Annotated in this window: 13 protein-coding genes; 12 read left to right on the top strand and 1 reads right to left on the bottom strand. The window is 69.7% G+C overall.

Annotated features, from left to right (window positions below):
* The first annotated feature begins 108 nt into the window (after positions 1 to 108).
* Positions 109 to 1455, top strand: a complete 1347-nt coding sequence (locus JJ691_RS35185; RefSeq protein WP_211763866.1) for a DoxX family protein — start codon at positions 109 to 111, stop codon at positions 1453 to 1455.
* 75 nt (positions 1456 to 1530) lie between these two features.
* Complete coding sequence (locus JJ691_RS35180) at positions 1531 to 3195, top strand: ArnT family glycosyltransferase (protein ID WP_211763865.1); 1665 nt, start codon at positions 1531 to 1533, stop codon at positions 3193 to 3195.
* A gap of 108 nt (positions 3196 to 3303) precedes the next feature.
* Here the strand turns inward: JJ691_RS35180 and JJ691_RS35175 are convergent, their stop codons facing one another.
* The gene (locus tag JJ691_RS35175; protein ID WP_211763864.1) at positions 3304 to 4587 is read right to left on the bottom strand and encodes an aminotransferase-like domain-containing protein; all 1284 of its coding nucleotides are present in this window, start codon (positions 4585 to 4587) and stop codon (positions 3304 to 3306) included.
* A 271-nt stretch (positions 4588 to 4858) separates the two neighbouring features.
* Here JJ691_RS35175 and JJ691_RS35170 point away from each other — a divergent pair, with 271 nt between their 5' ends.
* From JJ691_RS35170 to dpgA, 10 genes are all read left to right on the top strand, one after another.
* On the top strand, positions 4859 to 5671 hold the full coding sequence (locus JJ691_RS35170; RefSeq protein WP_211763863.1) for an alpha/beta fold hydrolase: 813 nt from the start codon (positions 4859 to 4861) through the stop codon (positions 5669 to 5671).
* A complete protein-coding gene (locus JJ691_RS35165; protein WP_211763862.1) occupies positions 5668 to 7401 on the top strand; it encodes a non-ribosomal peptide synthetase in 1734 nt (577 codons plus the stop codon). Before JJ691_RS35170 ends, JJ691_RS35165 begins: the two co-directional genes overlap by 4 nt.
* 14 nt (positions 7402 to 7415) lie before the next feature.
* Positions 7416 to 8606, top strand: coding sequence for a cytochrome P450 (locus JJ691_RS35160; RefSeq protein WP_211763861.1), 1191 nt, complete (start codon positions 7416 to 7418; stop codon positions 8604 to 8606).
* An 82-nt stretch (positions 8607 to 8688) separates the two neighbouring features.
* Complete coding sequence (gene hppD, locus JJ691_RS35155) at positions 8689 to 9786, top strand: 4-hydroxyphenylpyruvate dioxygenase (RefSeq protein WP_442912502.1); 1098 nt, start codon at positions 8689 to 8691, stop codon at positions 9784 to 9786.
* Positions 9783 to 10865 carry an alpha-hydroxy acid oxidase gene (locus JJ691_RS35150; protein WP_211763859.1) on the top strand — a complete coding sequence of 361 codons (1083 nt, stop codon included), beginning with the start codon at positions 9783 to 9785 and terminating at the stop codon, positions 10863 to 10865. The genes hppD and JJ691_RS35150 overlap by 4 nt, the downstream gene beginning before the upstream one ends.
* 189 nt (positions 10866 to 11054) lie before the next feature.
* Positions 11055 to 12467 (top strand): NDP-hexose 2,3-dehydratase family protein, encoded by a 1413-nt coding sequence (locus tag JJ691_RS35145; protein ID WP_211763858.1) that lies wholly within the window; start codon positions 11055 to 11057, stop codon positions 12465 to 12467.
* Position 12468: 1 nt separating this feature from the next.
* Positions 12469 to 13446 carry an NAD-dependent epimerase/dehydratase family protein gene (locus tag JJ691_RS35140; protein WP_211763857.1) on the top strand — a complete coding sequence of 326 codons (978 nt, stop codon included), beginning with the start codon at positions 12469 to 12471 and terminating at the stop codon, positions 13444 to 13446.
* Entirely contained in the window at positions 13443 to 14552 is a 1110-nt protein-coding gene (locus JJ691_RS35135; RefSeq protein WP_211763856.1) for a DegT/DnrJ/EryC1/StrS family aminotransferase, read from the top strand. The genes JJ691_RS35140 and JJ691_RS35135 overlap by 4 nt, the downstream gene beginning before the upstream one ends.
* 16 nt (positions 14553 to 14568) lie before the next feature.
* Complete coding sequence (locus JJ691_RS35130) at positions 14569 to 15186, top strand: dTDP-4-dehydrorhamnose 3,5-epimerase family protein (protein ID WP_211763855.1); 618 nt, start codon at positions 14569 to 14571, stop codon at positions 15184 to 15186.
* Between the two features lie 82 nt (positions 15187 to 15268).
* Positions 15269 to 16369, top strand: a complete 1101-nt coding sequence (gene dpgA / locus JJ691_RS35125) for a 3,5-dihydroxyphenylacetyl-CoA synthase DpgA (protein ID WP_211763854.1) — start codon at positions 15269 to 15271, stop codon at positions 16367 to 16369.
* Positions 16370 to 16380 lie beyond the last annotated feature (11 nt).

Genomic DNA, 16380 nt, shown 5'->3' with positions numbered 1-16380 from the left:
CGGGCAGGCGTCAGGCTCCGCGTGAGGTGAAGCCCGGGCGGGCAGGTTGATGGAAGGGTCCCTACCTTGGCGGCTGATGGAGATTTGGATCAGCGAATCGATACGGATGTGCCCGCCGCTGGAACCGTCACCACACGGGCCGGCTGGAATCTGTGGACGCGGATCCTGTTCCGAGCCTGCGTCGTCTACTTCGGCCTTTTTTGCCTGCTTCTCACCTCGATCCCGTTCGTGTTGCTGGGCATCCTCGGCCCCTGGATAGGCGGGCAGGACGACGAGTGGGCCCTGTCCGTGACCGATCCCGTCACGGGCTGGGTGGGCAGAACGTTTTTCGGGGTCGACTCGGTGCTGCACCGGGATTCCGGAGCCGGCGACCAGGCGGCCATCTGGGTGCTGGTGTTCTGCATCCTGGTTGTGGCCGTGGTGGCAACCGCGGTGTGGACGGCCGTCGACCGTCATGTCCGGCACCCCCGCCTACTGGCGTGGTTCACGCTGTTCCTGCGGGTGTGTCTGGGCGGCCAGATGCTGTCGTACGGGTTCGCCAAGCTGATCCCCACCCAGATGCCCGGCCCCACGCTGGCCCAGCTGTTGCAGCCCTACGGCGACCTGAGCCCGGCGTCGGTGCTGTGGCTGCAGATCGGCAGCTCTCCCGCGTATGAGATGGCTCTCGGCGCGGTGGAAGTCGTGGCCGGACTGCTGCTGTTCGTGCCCCGGACCGCGGTGCTGGGCGCCGCCGTGAGTCTGGCGAGCATGGCTCAGGTCTTCCTGACGGACATGACGTATGACATACCGGAAAAGCTGCTCTCCGCCCACCTGCTGCTGATCAGTCTGGTGCTGCTCGCGCCGTACCTCCGGCGACTGGTCGATGTGTTCGTGCGGCAACGTCCGTGCGAGCCGCTGGCGTCACCCGCGCTGTTCACCGATCGCCGCAGGATCCGCATCGCGCTGTGGGTTCAGGTGGCCATCAGCATCTGGATCGCGGTGGGCTCCGGCTACTGGCGGGGCGTGGTCTGGCAGGAGCAGTACGCCCCGGACAGCCCCAAGTCGCAGCTGTACGGAATTTGGGACGTGCGGGACTTCACCCTCGACGGGCGGCCGGCACCGCCACTGACAACCGACGTGAACCGTTGGCAACGGCTTGTTTTCGACGCCCCGGGTGAAGCGACCTACCAACGGATGAACGGTGAACTGGTGCCGGCGCTCGCCGACTTCCAACCCGACGGACAGCTGGAACTCGCCACGATGACCGGCATGACGGAAGGGGCTGGCGGTAACGCCGGGAGTCAACCACCATTCGCGACGCTGCATGCCGAGCAACCCGCCCCGGACCGGCTGTCACTACGGGGCGAACTGAACGGCCGCCCGGTCGCGATCACCCTGGAACGCGTGGACCTGAACAGCTTCGTCTTGCGTAGCCGCGGATTCCACTGGGTGGAGGACTACCCGTACTTTCGGTAGCCGACTGTAGCCAAGGTATTGCCAAGAAGACCTGACCTCCCCAATCGACCGTCGTACCTGCCCGGAGGTGCCGGAGTGTCCGCAGCACTCACCTATCTGCCGTCACCGCCCCAGGACCCGGTGTCCGAAGACAGAGCCAACCGCTGGGTGTTCTGGCGCTCGCCGGCCGGCCAGCCGCGCTGGGCCCGGCCGGCGCTGCTGGGCATCGCGCTCGTGGCGGCGGTGCTCTACGCCTGGAACCTGCCGCTGGTCGACACCGCGCCGCTGTACCGGGACGCCGCCAGGAGCATGTCCGAGAGCTGGAAGGCTTTCTTCTACGGCGCGGTCGACCCGCAGGCGACCTACACGCTCGACAAGCTGGCCGGTTCCTTTGTGCCGCAGGCCATCTCGGTCAAGGTCTTCGGCTACAGCGCCTGGTCCCTGGCGTTGCCGCAGGTGATCGAGGGCGTGGTCTCGGTGCTGGTGATGTACCGGGTCGTGCGGCGGTGGGTGGGTGTGGTGCCCGGCCTGCTCGCCGCCGGCATTTTCACCCTCACGCCGGTGGCCGCGTCGATGTTCGGGCACAGCATGGAGGACGGCGCGCTGGTCGTGTGTCTGGTGCTCGCCGTCGACTCGTACCAGCGGGCTGTCCTGGAGGGACGGTTGCGGTCGCTGGTGTGGGCCGGTGTCTGGGTCGGGCTGGGCTTTCAGACCAAGATGGTGCAGGCCTGGCTGATCCTGCCCGCCCTGCTGGTCGGCTACCTGCTGACCGCCCCCATCGACCTGCGTGGCCGGCTGAGGCACCTCGGCATCGCCGGGGTGGTGATGTTGGCGGTGTCGGTGGCGTGGGTCGCGCTCTACACCGTCACCCCGGCCGCCGATCGTCCCTACGTCGACGGCAGCACGAACAACAGCGCCGTTGCCATGGTGTTCGGCTACAACGGTCTCGGGCGCTTGGGCATCACCCTGCCCGGCGCCAGGGAGTTCAGCAGCAGCGACGGCGGGAGTGACGGCCCGAACGCGCCGGCCCGGCCGCAGCTCGACCTCCGCCCCGACGTCAGGGGGAATCCGGACCAGGACCCGACGAAGGCGACGAGCCGGGAGAACCCGCGGGGGTGGGGGAAGCTGTTCGACGGCAGTCTCGGCGTCGCGGTCGGCTGGCTGTTTCCGCTCACGTTGCTGGCCCTGGTGTTCGGGCTCTGGTGGTGGCGCCGGAGCGAGCGCACCGACCAGGTGCGTGGTGGTCTGGTGATGTGGGGCATCTGGCTGGTGACCTTCGGCGTGGTCTTCACCGTGGGCGGAGTCGAGCACACCGCCTATGTCGCCTCGCTCGCGCCGCCGATCGCCGCGCTGTCCGCGGTGGGCATCGTGATGTTCTGGCGGGCCTATCAGCGCGGGGGCCGGGCGGCCTGGCTGCTGCCGATCGCGGTCGTGGCCGAACTGGCCTGGGGCGCCTGGCTTTGGTCCCACTACCCCAACTTCCTGCCGTGGGCGAAATGGGGCACGCTCGCGATCGGCGTGGCCGCCCTCATCGCGCTGATACTGCCGCGAGTGATCAGGAATGCCTCCAGCACCCTGGTCACGGCCGCGCTCGCGGTCGGCGTCGCCGCCATGCTGGCCGCGCCCGCCACGTATGCCGTCTCCGTGCTCGACCCCGATTACTCCGGCACCTCCTTCGACGCCAACGCCGGACCGGAGTCAGGCCGAATTCCCATGGCGCCGCCCCCGCCGGAGTCCGGTGGACCGGGTGGCGGCGGCTGAGCAACGGCGTGGCCCGCAGCGACGTGATCATTGCCTTGATCACGTCGCTGTTGCCGCGTCTGTCCGTGATCCGGAACGGGCCACCGCTGAGGTGGCCCGTCTTCCTGTCTAGAGACGTGTGGTGATGAGGGCGGCCAGCCGGGCCACGCCCTCCTCGATCAGTTCCGGGGTGAGCAGGCTGATCGACAGCCGCAGCTGGTTGAACCCGCCCTTGCCACCGAAGAAGTGGTGCATCGGCGTGAACAGCACGCCGTGCTCGCGGGCGGCGGTGGCCAGCAGGTCGTCGTCGACGGTGAAGGGCACGGTGACGGTGATGAAGAAGCCGCCGGTCGGTGTGTTCCAGGAAATCCCCGGCAGGCCGCCGAGCCGTCGGGTCAGCTCGCCCAACGTGTGGTGCAGATTGCGCTGGTAAATGGCGATCTCGCGGGCGTTGGCCTTGGTCAGGCTGAAGTCGTTGAGCAGCAGCTTGCCGGCGATCACCGCCTGGGCGATGGGGGAGGTGTTGACCGTGAGCATGCCCTTGAGCTTGGAGAGCTGGTCGGCCAGCAGGCCGCCGCCGGCCATCGGCTGGTCGGCCACGGCGTAGCCGACGCGGGCCCCGGGCATGCCGGTCTTGGCGAAGGAACCCAGGTAGACCACGCTCGCCGACCGGTCGAGGGACTTCAGCGAGGGCAGGTGGTCCTCGCCGAACAGCCCGTACGCGTTGTCCTCCAGCAGCAGGATGCCGTGCTGCTCGGCCACTTCCAGCAGCCGGTGGCGCGAGGCCAGATCCATGCTGGTGCCGGTGGGATTGGCGAAGTTGGGGGTCACGTAGCAAGCCCGGACCCGCTTTCCCTGCTCCTGCGCCAGTTTCAGCTGGAGCACCAGGTCTTCGGGGTCGATGCCGTTCTCGTTGGAGCGCACCGGCCACACGGGGGTGTCGGTGAGCAGCGCCGCCCCGGTCAGGCCCACGTACGTGGGGGCGGGGGCGAGCAGCACGTCCCGGTCGTCGGCCCGCAATGCCCGCAGCACGAGGAACATCGCCTCCTGCGCGCCGACGGTGACGACCACCGACTCCGGGGCGGCGTCGATGTTCTCGTCCTCGGCCAGGTTGCGGGCGATGAGATCGGCGATGACGCCCTTCGTGGTGCCGTACTGGAACAGCGTGCGGGTGACCGCCGCCTCGGGCAGCTTCCGGTCGCGCCGCAGGTGCTCGCAGTAGGCGTCGATGTACTCGTGGATGAGGCGGACGTCGAAGAACTCCTCGTACGGCCGGCCGGCCGCCATGGAAATGGCCACCGGATATTCCTCGACCAACTCGTTGAGCAGGTTCATCGAGGAGATGGCCGGATCCGAAAGCGATCCGTGCAGCGTTTCCATGCTTAATCTGCTGGACAGCACGTTGGGCTCCATGTAAGTAAGGATTTCCACACGCCGTAGAGGTGTCAAGGAGATCGGACAGCCCTGGCCGCTGCCAAATGGACATGGGCGACGATCGGCTTCGCCGAAGGTACTCTGACGCCAGTTCGCGACGGCGCTCGGGGAGGACCGCACCGTTGACGGGAACCAATAAACGGAAGCCGGCTGTCCACCGGCGGCCGGCCGACGGCGTTCACTGCCGCCGAAGAACGTCGAAATTCGTCGGCACGCCCTTACAGATGCGCGGTGGGCGGGGAGGGCCTTCATGCTGACGACAACTGGGTTGTCCTATCACGACTACGGCGACGGTCCGCCGGTGTTGTTGCTGACCGGCACCGGGGCGCCGAGCTCGGTGTGGGACCTGCACCAGGTGCCGGCGCTGCGGGCCGCCGGATTCCGCGTGATCACCATGGACAACCGCGGCACCCGGCCCGGCCGGGACGACGCGGACGGGTTCACCGTCGACGACCTCGTCGCGGACGTGGCCGACCTGATCGAGCACCTGGATGTGGCGCCGTGCCGCGTGGTCGGCACGTCGATGGGCTCGTACATCGCGCAGGAGCTGGCGCTGGCCCGCCCGGAGCTGCTGGACGCGGTGGTTCTGATGGCGGCCTGTGGTCGCAGCAGCCTGGTCCAGCAGATGCTCGCCGAGGGCGAGGCGGAGCTGATCGACCGGGGCGTCGAGCTGCCGCCGGCCTACCGCGCCGCCGTTCGTGCCATGCACAACCTTGGACCAGCGACGCTGGCCGACGACGACCTCGCCGGCGACTGGCTCGACCTGTTCGCGGCGTCGGAGAACTGGGGCCCGGGTGTCCGGGCGCAGCTGCTGCTGAGCGCGCTGCCCGACCGCCGCGAGGCCTACCGCGAGATCAAGGTGCCCTGCCACGTCGTCTCGTTCGAGCACGACCTCGTGGCCCCGCCGGCCGCCGGACGGGAGCTGGCCGCCGTGATCCCCGGCGCCACGCACCACGTGATCCCCGGCTGCGGGCATTTCGGCTACCTGGAAGACCCGGACGCGGTGAACCGCGAGCTGATCCGGTTCCTGCGCGCCGAGGCCGGACTGGAGGAGAGCGAATGACCGGCACGATCGTGCCACTGGACCACGCCGTCCCGGAGGCCCTGACCACGCCCGCGCTGTTCGAGGCGACCGCGGCCGCGGCGCCGGACCAGCCGGCGGTGGCGATGGGCGCCACCACCCTGACCTACGCCGAGCTGAACTCGGAGGCCAACCGGCTCGCGCGCCGGCTCGTGGCCCACGGCGTCGGCCCGGAGCGGCTGGTCGCCCTGGCGATGCCGCGGTCGATCGAGTTCGTCGTCGCCATGCTGGCCGTGCACAAGGCCGGCGGCGCGTACGTGCCCGTCGACCCGGACTATCCGGAGGAACGCCGGCGGCACATGCTGGACAGCGCGTCCGCGCACTGCCTGCTCTGCCTGCCCGGACAGGACGTGTCCGGCGCGCCGGTGGTCATGAGCGTGGCCCTGGCGGCCGGCTCGCCCGAGCCGAACCTGACCGACCGGGACCGGCTCGGCCCGCTGCTGCCCGGCCACCCCGCGTACGTCATCTTCACCTCGGGCTCGACCGGCAAGCCGAAGGGCGTGGTCGTCACCCACCGCGGCATCCCGAACCTGGCCGCTGACTACGTGCGCCGCCAGCAGCTGCGGCCGGACAGCCGGCTGCTGGCCTTCGCCTCGCCCAGCTTCGACGCCGCGGTCGCCGAGTTCTGGCCGATGTGGGCCGCCGGCGGCTGCCTGGTGCTGGCTCCCGCGTCGGACCTGATTCCAGGCGAGCCGCTGGCTCGGCTGGTCCGGGACCAGGGCATCACCCACGTCACGCTGCCGCCGTCCGCGCTGGCGCCGCTGGAGGAAGCCGGCGGCCTGCCCGCCGGGCTGACGCTGCTGGTCGCCGGCGAGGCGTGCCCGGCCCCGGTCGCGCAGCGCTGGGCCCCGGACCGCGTGATGATCAACGCCTACGGCCCGACCGAGACCACGGTCGCGGTGACCGCGAGCGAGCCGCTGACCGGCGACGGCACGCCGCCGATCGGCCGAGCCATCAGCGGTGTCCAAACCTACGTGTTGGACGACCAGTTGCGGGCCGTCTCGGAGGGTGAGCTGTACGCCGCCGGCCCAGGCCTGGCCCGTGGTTACCTGCGGCGACCGGCCGCGACTGCTGAGCGGTTCCTGCCCAATCCCTTCGGCGCCCCGGGCGAGCGCATGTACCGCACCGGCGACCGGGTGCGGGTGGGCGCGGACGGCCAGCTGGTTTTCGTCGGCCGGGTCGACGAGCAGCTGAAGGTCCGCGGTCACCGGATCGAGCCGGGTGAGGTCGAGGCTGCGCTGCTCGCGGTGGACGGCGTGGCCCAGGCGGTCGTGACCGCGCACGAGAACCGGCTCGTCGCCTACGTGGTCGGCGCGGTGTCGACCGAGGAGCTGCTGCCGCCGCTGCGCAAGCAGCTGCCGTCCTACCTGGTGCCAGACGTGGTCGTCAGCCTGCCGAGCCTGCCGGTCTCGCCGAACGGGAAGGTCGACCGGGCCGCCCTGCCCGCCCCCGAGACGGAGCGCGCAGCCTCGGGCCGGCTCCCGCAGACGCCCATGGAGATCCTGCTGGCCGAGCTGTTCGCCGAGGTGCTCGGCGTCAGCAGCGTCGGCGTCGAGGACAGCTTCTTCGAGATCGGCGGCCATTCGCTGCTGGCGACCCGGCTGGTCAGCCGCATCCGCGAAAGCCTGCGGATCCGGCTGCGGGTGCAGGCCTTCTTCGACGCGCCGAGCGTGGCCCAGCTGGCTCAGGTGCTCGATGGCGCGCTGACGTGAGCGGGGGAGCGACCATGCAGACGACCGAAACCGTCGACCTCGGCGACCCCGACCTGTACACGACCCTGGACCGGCACGCCCGCTGGCGTGAGCTCGCGGCCGCGGACGCGATGGTGTGGAGCGAGCCGGGCAGTTCGCCCACCGGCTTCTGGTCGGTGTTCTCGCACCGGGCCTGCTCCGCGGTCCTCGCGCCGTCCGCGCCGTTCACCTCCGAGTACGGGATGATGATCGGCTTCGACCGCGACCACCCGGACAACTCGGGCGGCCGCATGATGGTCGTCTCCGAGCAGGAGCAGCACCGCAAGCTGCGCCGGCTGATCGGGCCGCTGCTGTCCCGGGCGGCCGCGCAGAAGCTGGCGGAACGGGTCCGCACCGAGGTCAGCGGCGTGCTCGACCGCGTGCTCGACGGCGGCGTGTGCGACGTGGCCACGGCCATCGGACCACGCATTCCGGCCGCGGTCGTGTGCGAGATCCTGGGTGTGCCGGCCGAGGACCAGGACATGCTCATCGACCTCACCAACCACGCGTTCGGCGGCGAGGACGAGCTGTTCGACGGGATGACGCCGCGCCAGGCGCACACCGAGATCCTGGTCTACTTCGACGAGCTGATCACCGCGCGCCGCAAGCAGCCCGGCGACGACCTCGTCAGCACTTTGGTGGCCGATGACGGCCTCACGACCGACGACGTGGTGCTCAACTGCGACAACGTGCTGATCGGCGGCAACGAGACCACCCGGCACGCGATCACCGGCGCGGTGCACGCGCTCGCCACGACGCCCGGCCTGCTGGCCGAGCTGCGGGACGGGAGCCTGGACGTCGACACCGTCGTGGACGAGGTGCTGCGCTGGACCTCGCCCGCGATGCACGTGCTCCGGGTGTCGACCGCCGACGTCACGGTCAACGGCCGCGACCTGCCGGCCGGCACTCCGGTGGTCGCGTGGCTGCCCGCCGCGAACCGGGATCCCGCCGAGTTCGACGACCCCGACGCGTTCCGTCCCGGGCGCAAGCCCAACCGGCACATCACCTTCGGCCACGGGCTGCACCACTGCCTCGGGTCGGCGCTGGCGCGGATCGAGCTGTCGATGGTGTTGAAGGTGTTGGCCGAGCGGGTGTCGCGGGTCGAGCTGGTGGCCGATCCGACCTGGCTGCGGGCGATCGTCGTGCAGGGGTACCGGGAGCTCCCGGTGCGGTTCACCGGGCGCTGACACCCTGTCCAAGGGATGTCCAGGTCCGTGCGGTGTCAATCTGACGCCATTGATGTGAAACTGGCCTGGAGACATCCTGTGAATGAGCACTGAGGCTATTTCACGGAGGAATATCTTGACTCCCACATCTGCTGTCCAGGATTTCGAGATCGACTATGTCGAAATGTATGTCGAAAACCTCGAGGCGGCCGCGTCCAACTGGATGGACAAGTACGCCTTTGTCGCCGCCGGCACCGACCGCTCGGCCGACCACCGGAGCGTGACACTGCGCCAGGGGCCGATCGTGCTGGTTCTCACCGAACCGACGTCGGACCGTCATCCGGCCGCCGCCTACATCCAGTCCCACGGTGACGGCGTGGCCGATATCGCATTACGCACAAGCGACGTGGCCGCCGCTTTCGAGGCCGCGGTGAAGGCCGGGGCCGAGGCGGTCCGCGAGCCGGCGCGCAACCCGGAGACCGGGGCCGTCACGGCCACCATCGTCGGGTTCGGCGACGTCGTGCACACCCTGATCCAGCGCGACGACTCGGCCGAGCCGGACGTGGTCAGCCACGGCGGCACCGACGTGAACCTGCTCGGGATCGACCACTTCGCGGTCTGCCTGACCGCCGGCGACCTCGGCCCCACGGTGGAGCACTACGAGCGGACCCTCGGCTTCCGGCAGATCTTCGAGGAGCACATCCTCGTCGGCGCGCAGGCGATGAACTCCACCGTCGTGCAGAGCGCGTCGGGCTCGGTCACGCTCACCCTGATCGAGCCGGACACCACCGCCGACCCGGGCCAGATCGACGACTTCCTCAAGGAGCACCACGGCGCGGGCGTGCAGCACATTGCCTTCAACAGCGCCGACGCGGTGCGCGCGGTGCGGGCGCTTTCCCAGCGTGGGGTGGACTTCCTGAAGACCCCGGGCGCCTACTACGACCTGCTCGGCGAGCGGATCACGTTGGCCACGCACACTCTCGACGACCTGCGCAGCACCAACGTGCTGGCCGACGAGGACCACGGCGGCCAGCTGTTCCAGATCTTCACCGCCTCCACCCACCCGCGGCACACGATCTTCTTCGAGGTCATCGAGCGGCAGGGCGCGGGCACCTTCGGCAGCGCCAACATCAAGGCCCTGTACGAGGCCGTGGAGCTGGAGCGCACCGGGCAGAGCGACATCGGCGCCGTCCGGCGATGACCCACCTCTGTCTGGCCGACCTCGAACAGGCCGCCCGGGCCGTTCTCCCCGGCGAGATATGGGACTTTCTCGCCGGGGGCAGCGGCGCCGAGGCGTCGCTGGCGGCCAACCGCACGGCGCTGGAGCGGATCTTCGTGATTCCCCGGATGCTGCGCGACCTGACCGGCGGCACCACCGAGGTCGAGCTGCTGGGCCGGCGCGCCGCGCTGCCGATGGCGGTCGCGCCGGTCGCCTACCAGCGGCTGTTCCATCCCGAGGCCGAGCTCGCGGCGGCCCGCGCGGCCCGGGACGCCGGCGTGCCGTACACCATCTGCACTCTCAGCAGCGTTGCCCTGGAAGAGATCGCGGCCGTCGGCGGCCATCCGTGGTTCCAGTTGTACTGGCTGCGCGACGAGAAGCGATCGCTGGAGCTGGTGCGCCGCGCGGAGGACGCCGGCTGTGCGGCGATCGTGTTCACCGTCGACGTGCCGTGGATGGGGCGGCGGCTGCGGGACATGCGCAACGGCTTCGCGTTGCCGGAGTGGGTGACCGCGGCCAACTTCGACGCCGGTGCGGCGGCACACCGCCGTACCCAAGGGGTTTCGGCCGTGGCTGACCACACGGCCCGCGAATTCGCCGCCGCCACCTGGGAATCCGTGGAGGCGGTCCGCGCACACACCGATCTGCCGGTGGTGCTCAAGGGAATTCTCGCCGTCGAGGACGCCCGCCGGGCCGTCGACGCCGGTGTCGGCGGAATCGTGGTGTCCAACCACGGAGGTCGTCAGTTGGACGGCGCCGTGCCGGGTATCGAGATGCTGGGCGAGATCGCCGCCGCGGTCGCCGGCGGCTGCGAAGTGCTGCTGGACGGCGGAATCCGCAGCGGCGGGGACATCCTCAAGGCGGTCGCTCTCGGCGCCTCGGCCGTGCTGGTCGGACGGGCCGTGATGTGGGGGCTGGCCGCCGACGGCGAACAGGGCGCACGCCAGGCGCTCGACCTGCTCGCCGCCGAGTTCCGGGACGCGCTGGGCCTGGCCGGCTGCGCCTCGGTGGCCGCGGCCCGTCGGCTGGGCACGAGGGCCGACGCCTCGGTTCTCCGCTGATCCACGGCCGAGCTTTTCCCGCAGCCGCTGGGAAATGACCAATCCACGCCGTGGATCGGCGCGCGGACCGAGACTATCTTGGCCAGTACGACGAGGAAGATCATCGGCCCGGTGGCAGCGCCCGGGAAGTGCCCGCCCGCCGACCACGTCCCGATCACCGTGCGACGGTTCAACAAGGAGAGTCCTGTGATGCTGCCTTGCCTTGTTCCACCCATCGCGGTGCGTCCCCGGCACGACACCGACCACGCGGACCGCATCGCGCTGTCGGCCGCGACCACCGACGGCGTGCACATGCGGACCGAGGACGTCCGGGCCTGGATCGTGGAACGCCGTGAGGCCAACGTCTTCCACGTCGAGCACATCCCGTTCGCGGACCTGGACCAGTGGGGCTTCGAGGCCGTCACCGGCAATCTCGTGCACCGCAGCGGGCGGTTCTTCGCCATCGAGGGCCTGCACGTGATCGAGCACGACGGCCCGCACGGCGACGGCCCCTACCGCGAGTGGCAGCAGCCGGTCATCAAGCAGCCCGAGGTGGGCATCCTCGGCATCCTGTGCAAGGAGTTCGACGGCGTCCTGCACTTCCTGATGCAGGCCAAGATGGAGCCGGGCAACCCCAACCTGGTGCAGCTCTCGCCGACCGTGCAGGCCACCCGCAGCAACTACACCAAGGCCCACGGCGGCACCGACGTCAAGCTGTTGGAGTACTTCGCGCCGCCGGACCCGGAGCGGGTCATCGCCGACGTGCTCCAGGCCGAGCAGGGCTCGTGGTTCTTTCGCAAGACCAACCGCAACATGATCGTCGAGACCGTCGACGACGTGCCGGTGTGGGACGACTTCTGCTGGCTCACGCTCGGCCAGATCGCGGAGCTGATGCACGCCGACGAGACGATCAACATGAACGCCCGCAGCGTGTTGTCGTGCCTGCCGTTCCACGACACGGCTGCCGGGGCGCTGTTCTCCGACATCCAGCTCCTGTCCTGGTTCACCAACGAGCGCTCGCGCCACGACGTGCGGGCCCGCCGCATTCCGCTCACCGACGTGTGCGGCTGGAAGCAGGGCGTCGAGACGATCGAGCACGAGGACGGCCGCTACTTCAAGGTCCGCGCGGTCGCCGTGAAGGGCAGCAACCGCGAGAAGGTCAGCTGGACCCAGCCGCTGCTCGAATCGGTCGGCACGGGCGTCGCCGCGTTCCTCATGCGCGAGATCGATGGCGTGCCCCATGTTCTGGCGCATGCCCGCGCTGACGGCGGTTTTCTCGACACCGTCGAGCTTGCGCCGACCGTCCAGTGCACGCCCCAGAACTACGCGCACCTGCCGGCGGAGAGCCGACCGCCATTTCTCGACGCCGTCCTGGACGCGCCGAAGTCGCGGATCCGCTACGAGGCAATCCATTCCGAAGAGGGCGGCCGCTTCCTCAACGTCCGGGCCCGCTATCTCGTGATCGACGCGGACGACACGATCGATCCGCCGCCCGGCTACGCCTGGGTCACCCCGGGCCAGCTCACCGCGCTCACCCGGCACGGGCACTACGTCAACGTCGAAGCCCGCACGCTGCTCGCCTGCGTCAACGCCGCGGCGGCCCAGCCCCAAGGAGGTGCATGACATGAAGCTGATCACCGTCCTCGGGGCGTCCGGCTTCATCGGCTCGGCAGTCACCCGCGCCCTTGCGCAGCAGCCGATTCGGCTGCGCGCGGTGGCGCGCCGGCCAGGCACGCCGGTGCCCGGCCGAGCCGAGACGACCGTCGTCTCCACCGACCTCACCGACAGCGCCGCGCTCGCCGAGGCGGTCGCGGACTCGGACGTGGTCATCCACCTGCTCATGTCCGACGGCGGCTGGCGGGTGGCCGACTCGGAGGAAGCCGAACACGTGAATGTCGGCGTGATGCGGAACCTCGTCGAGATCCTCGGCAGCGGTCGTGGTGAGCCCCCGCTGGTGGTCTACGGCGCCGCTGCCTCGCAAGTCGGTGTGCCACCAAGGGAACCGCTCGACGGGACCGAGCCCGACGACCCGGCCACTCCCTACGACCGGCAGAAGCTGACGTCGGAGCAGATCCTCAAGAAGGCCACGGCCAACGGCCAGGTGCGCGGCATCAGCCTGCGCCTGCCCACGGTGTTCGGCGAGACCAAGGCGCCGGGCGCGAACCACGACCGTGGTGTCGTGTCGGCCATGGCGCGGCGGGCGCTGGCAGGCCAGGACCTCACCATCTGGGGCGACGGCACCGTGCGCCGCGACCTGGTCCACATCGACGACATCGCGGCGGCGTTCGCGGCGGCCCTGGCCAATCCTGATCCGTTGGTGGGCGGCCACTGGCTGCTCGGTGCCGGCCGTGGCGACCAGCTCGGTGACGTCTTCCGGATCGTGGCCAAGGAAACCGCCGAGCACACCGGCCGCGGCCCGGTGGATGTCGTTTGCGTGGCCCCGCCGTCGCACGCGCCCGAGACGGATTTGCGCAGCGTCACCCTCGATTCCACGCGGTTCCGGACGATCACCGGCTGGCGCCCGGAGGTCTCGCTGTCCGAAGGCGTGCGCCGCACCGTCGCCGCACTGACGGCATCAGTTCACGAAGGGGCACACGCATGACCACGCGGGTGTGGGACTACCTGGCCGAGTACCAGACCGAGAAGGCCGACCTGCTGGACGCGGTCGAGACGGTCTTCGAATCGGGGCAGCTCGTGCTCGGCAGGAGCCTGGCCGGCTTCGAGTCCGAGTTCGCCGCCTACCACGGGGTCGACCACTGCGTCGGCGTCGACAACGGCACCAACGCGATCGAGCTCGGCCTTCAGGCGTTGGGTGTCGGACCGGGCGACGAGGTGATCACGGTGTCGAACACCGCCGCCCCGACCGTGGTCGCCATCGACGCCGCCCGCGCCACCCCGGTGTTCGTCGACGTCCGCGAGGACGACTTCCTGATGGACACCAGTCAGGTCGAGGCGGCGATCACCGAGCGCACCAAGTGCCTGCTGCCGGTGCACCTGTACGGGCAGTGCGTGAACCTGGCTCCGCTGAAGGAACTCGCGGCCAAGCACGGACTGTCCATTCTGGAGGATTGCGCTCAGGCGCACGGGGCGCGGCAGCACGGCACGATCGCCGGATCCACCGGCGACGCGGCCGCGTTCTCCTTCTACCCCACCAAGGTGCTCGGCGCGTACGGCGACGGCGGCGCGACCATCACGTCCGATGAGTCGGTGGCCGCGCGGCTGCGGCGGCTGCGGTACTACGGCATGGAGAAGACCTACTACACGGTGGAGACGCCGGCCCACAACAGCCGGCTGGACGAGGTGCAGGCGGAAATCCTGCGGCGCAAGCTGAAGCGGCTCGACGCCTACATCGCCGGGCGCCAGGCCGTCGCCCAGCGTTACGTCGACGGCCTCGGCGACACCGAGCTGAAGCTGCCGAAAACTGTGCCCGGCAACGAGCACGTGTACTACGTGTACGTGGTGCGCCACCCCCAGCGCGACGAGATCCTGGAGCGCCTCAAGGCGTACGACATCCACCTGAACATCAGCTACCCGTGGCCGGTGCACACCATGACCGGGTTCGCCCACCTCGGCTACCAGACCGGGTCGCTGCCGGTCACCGAGAAGCTGGCTACCGAGATCTTCTCGCTGCCGATGTACCCCGCGCTCTCCCCGGACCTCCAGGACAAGGTCATTCACGCGGTCCGCGAAGTGCTGTCCACCCTCTGAACCCACTGGAGCAGCTGTGCAAGCACGCAAACTGGCGGTCGAGGGCGCGATCGAGTTCACCCCTCGTGCCTTCCCCGACGACCGGGGCAAGTTCCTCTCGCCGTACCAGGAGGAGGCGTTCATCGAGGCCCACGGCAGCCCGCTCTTCCCGGTGGCGCAGACGAATCACAGCGTCTCCAGGCGCGGCGTGGTGCGGGGCGTGCACTACACGATGACCCCGCCGGGCGTCGCGAAGTACGTCTACTGCGCCCGTGGCAAGGCCCTGGACATCGTGGTCGACATCCGGGTCGGCTCGCCCACGTTCGGCCAGTGGGACTCGGTCCTGATGGACCAGCAGGACCACCGGGCGATGTACTTCCCGGTCGGCGTCGGCCACACCTTCGTGGCGCTGGAGGACGACACCGTGATGGCGTACATGATCTCCGGACGCTATGTGGCACAGGACGAAATGGCCCTGTCGCCGGTGGATCCCGCGCTGGGCCTGCCCATCGGCCTCGACGTGGAGCCGATCCTGTCCGACCGGGACCAGGTGGCCCCCACGCTGGCCGAGGCACGGCGGCGGGGCCTGCTGCCCGACTACGCCACCAGCCGGGAGATCGAGCGGCGGCTGACCGGCGTCCCGGTCCCCAACTGACCAGAAAGGACAGAACGATGGCCTTGCCGCAGGTCAAGAAGCTGCTCCGAAGCAAGCTCAGGACATGGGGGTGGATGTACCGATGACTGCCATCGTCGCACCGGCCGAGGAGCTCTCCGTCCTTGCCGGGCTGACCGAGATCACCAGATTCGCCGGCGTGGGCACCGCGGTGTCCGACACGTCGTACTCGCAGTCCGAACTGCTCGACATCCTCGACATTGAGGACCCCAGGATCCGGTCGGTCTTCCTGAACAGCGCCATCGACCGCCGTTTCCTCACGCTTCCGCCGGAGGGCCCCGACGGGGGACGGGCGGCGGAGCCGCAGGGCGATCTCCTGGACAAGCACAAGAAGACCGCCGTCGACATGGGTTGCCGGGCGCTGGAAGCCTGCCTGAAGTCGGCCGGCGCGACCCTGTCCGACCTGCGCCACCTGTGCTGCGTCACTTCCACCGGCTTCCTGACCCCCGGCCTGAGCGCGCTGATCATCCGTGAGCTGGGCATTGACCCGCACTGCAGCCGCTCCGACATCGTCGGCATGGGCTGCAACGCCGGCCTGAACGCGCTCAACATGGTCTCCGGCTGGTCCGCGGCGCACCCCGGCGAGCTCGGCGTCGTCCTGTGCAGCGAGGCGTGTTCGGCCGCCTACGCCCTGGACGGCACCATGCGGACCGCCGTGGTCAACAGCCTGTTCGGCGACGGATCCGCCGCGCTGGCCGTGGTTTCCGGCGACGGACGCGTGCCCGGCCCGCGGGTGCTGAAGTTCGCCAGCTACATCATCACCGACGCGATCGAGGCGATGCGCTACGACTGGGACCGCGACCAGGACCGGTTCAGTTTTTTCCTCGACCCGCAGATTCCCTACGTGGTCGGGGCGCACGCCGAGATCATCCTCGACCGGCTGCTGTCCGGCACCGGCCTGCGGCGCGGCGACATCGGCCACTGGGTGGTGCACTCCGGCGGCAAGAAGGTCGTCGACGCCGTGGTCGTCAACCTCGGCCTGAGCCGGCACGACGTCCGCCACACCACCGGTGTGCTGCGGGACTACGGGAACCTGTCCAGCGGCTCCTTCCTCTTCTCCTACGAGCGGCTCGCCGAAGAGGGCGTCGCCCGGCCCGGAGACTACGGCGTCCTCATGACCATGGGGCCCGGTTCCTCGATCGAAATGGCGCTGATCCAGTGGTGAGGCTTGCGGAA

The organism is Kutzneria sp. CA-103260 (assembly GCF_018263855.1).
In the GTDB taxonomy this organism is placed as follows: domain Bacteria; phylum Actinomycetota; class Actinomycetes; order Mycobacteriales; family Pseudonocardiaceae; genus Kutzneria.
The sequence above is the reverse complement of the archived record's forward strand: the minus strand, read 5'-3'. Positions and strand labels throughout refer to the sequence as shown.

What these genes read in the sequence shown, in the direction of transcription:
- JJ691_RS35175 (WP_211763864.1), bottom strand. Translation starts at nt 4,587, where the DNA reads ATGGAGCCCAACGTGCTGTCCAGCAGATTAAGCATGGAAACGCTGCAC.
- JJ691_RS35170 (WP_211763863.1), top strand. Translation starts at nt 4,859, where the DNA reads ATGCTGACGACAACTGGGTTGTCCTATCACGACTACGGCGACGGTCCG.
- JJ691_RS35165 (WP_211763862.1), top strand. Translation starts at nt 5,668, where the DNA reads ATGACCGGCACGATCGTGCCACTGGACCACGCCGTCCCGGAGGCCCTG.
- JJ691_RS35160 (WP_211763861.1), top strand. Translation starts at nt 7,416, where the DNA reads ATGCAGACGACCGAAACCGTCGACCTCGGCGACCCCGACCTGTACACG.
- hppD (WP_442912502.1), top strand. Translation starts at nt 8,689, where the DNA reads ATGAGCACTGAGGCTATTTCACGGAGGAATATCTTGACTCCCACATCT.
- JJ691_RS35150 (WP_211763859.1), top strand. Translation starts at nt 9,783, where the DNA reads ATGACCCACCTCTGTCTGGCCGACCTCGAACAGGCCGCCCGGGCCGTT.
- JJ691_RS35145 (WP_211763858.1), top strand. Translation starts at nt 11,055, where the DNA reads ATGCTGCCTTGCCTTGTTCCACCCATCGCGGTGCGTCCCCGGCACGAC.
- JJ691_RS35140 (WP_211763857.1), top strand. Translation starts at nt 12,469, where the DNA reads ATGAAGCTGATCACCGTCCTCGGGGCGTCCGGCTTCATCGGCTCGGCA.
- JJ691_RS35135 (WP_211763856.1), top strand. Translation starts at nt 13,443, where the DNA reads ATGACCACGCGGGTGTGGGACTACCTGGCCGAGTACCAGACCGAGAAG.
- dpgA (WP_211763854.1), top strand. Translation starts at nt 15,269, where the DNA reads ATGACTGCCATCGTCGCACCGGCCGAGGAGCTCTCCGTCCTTGCCGGG.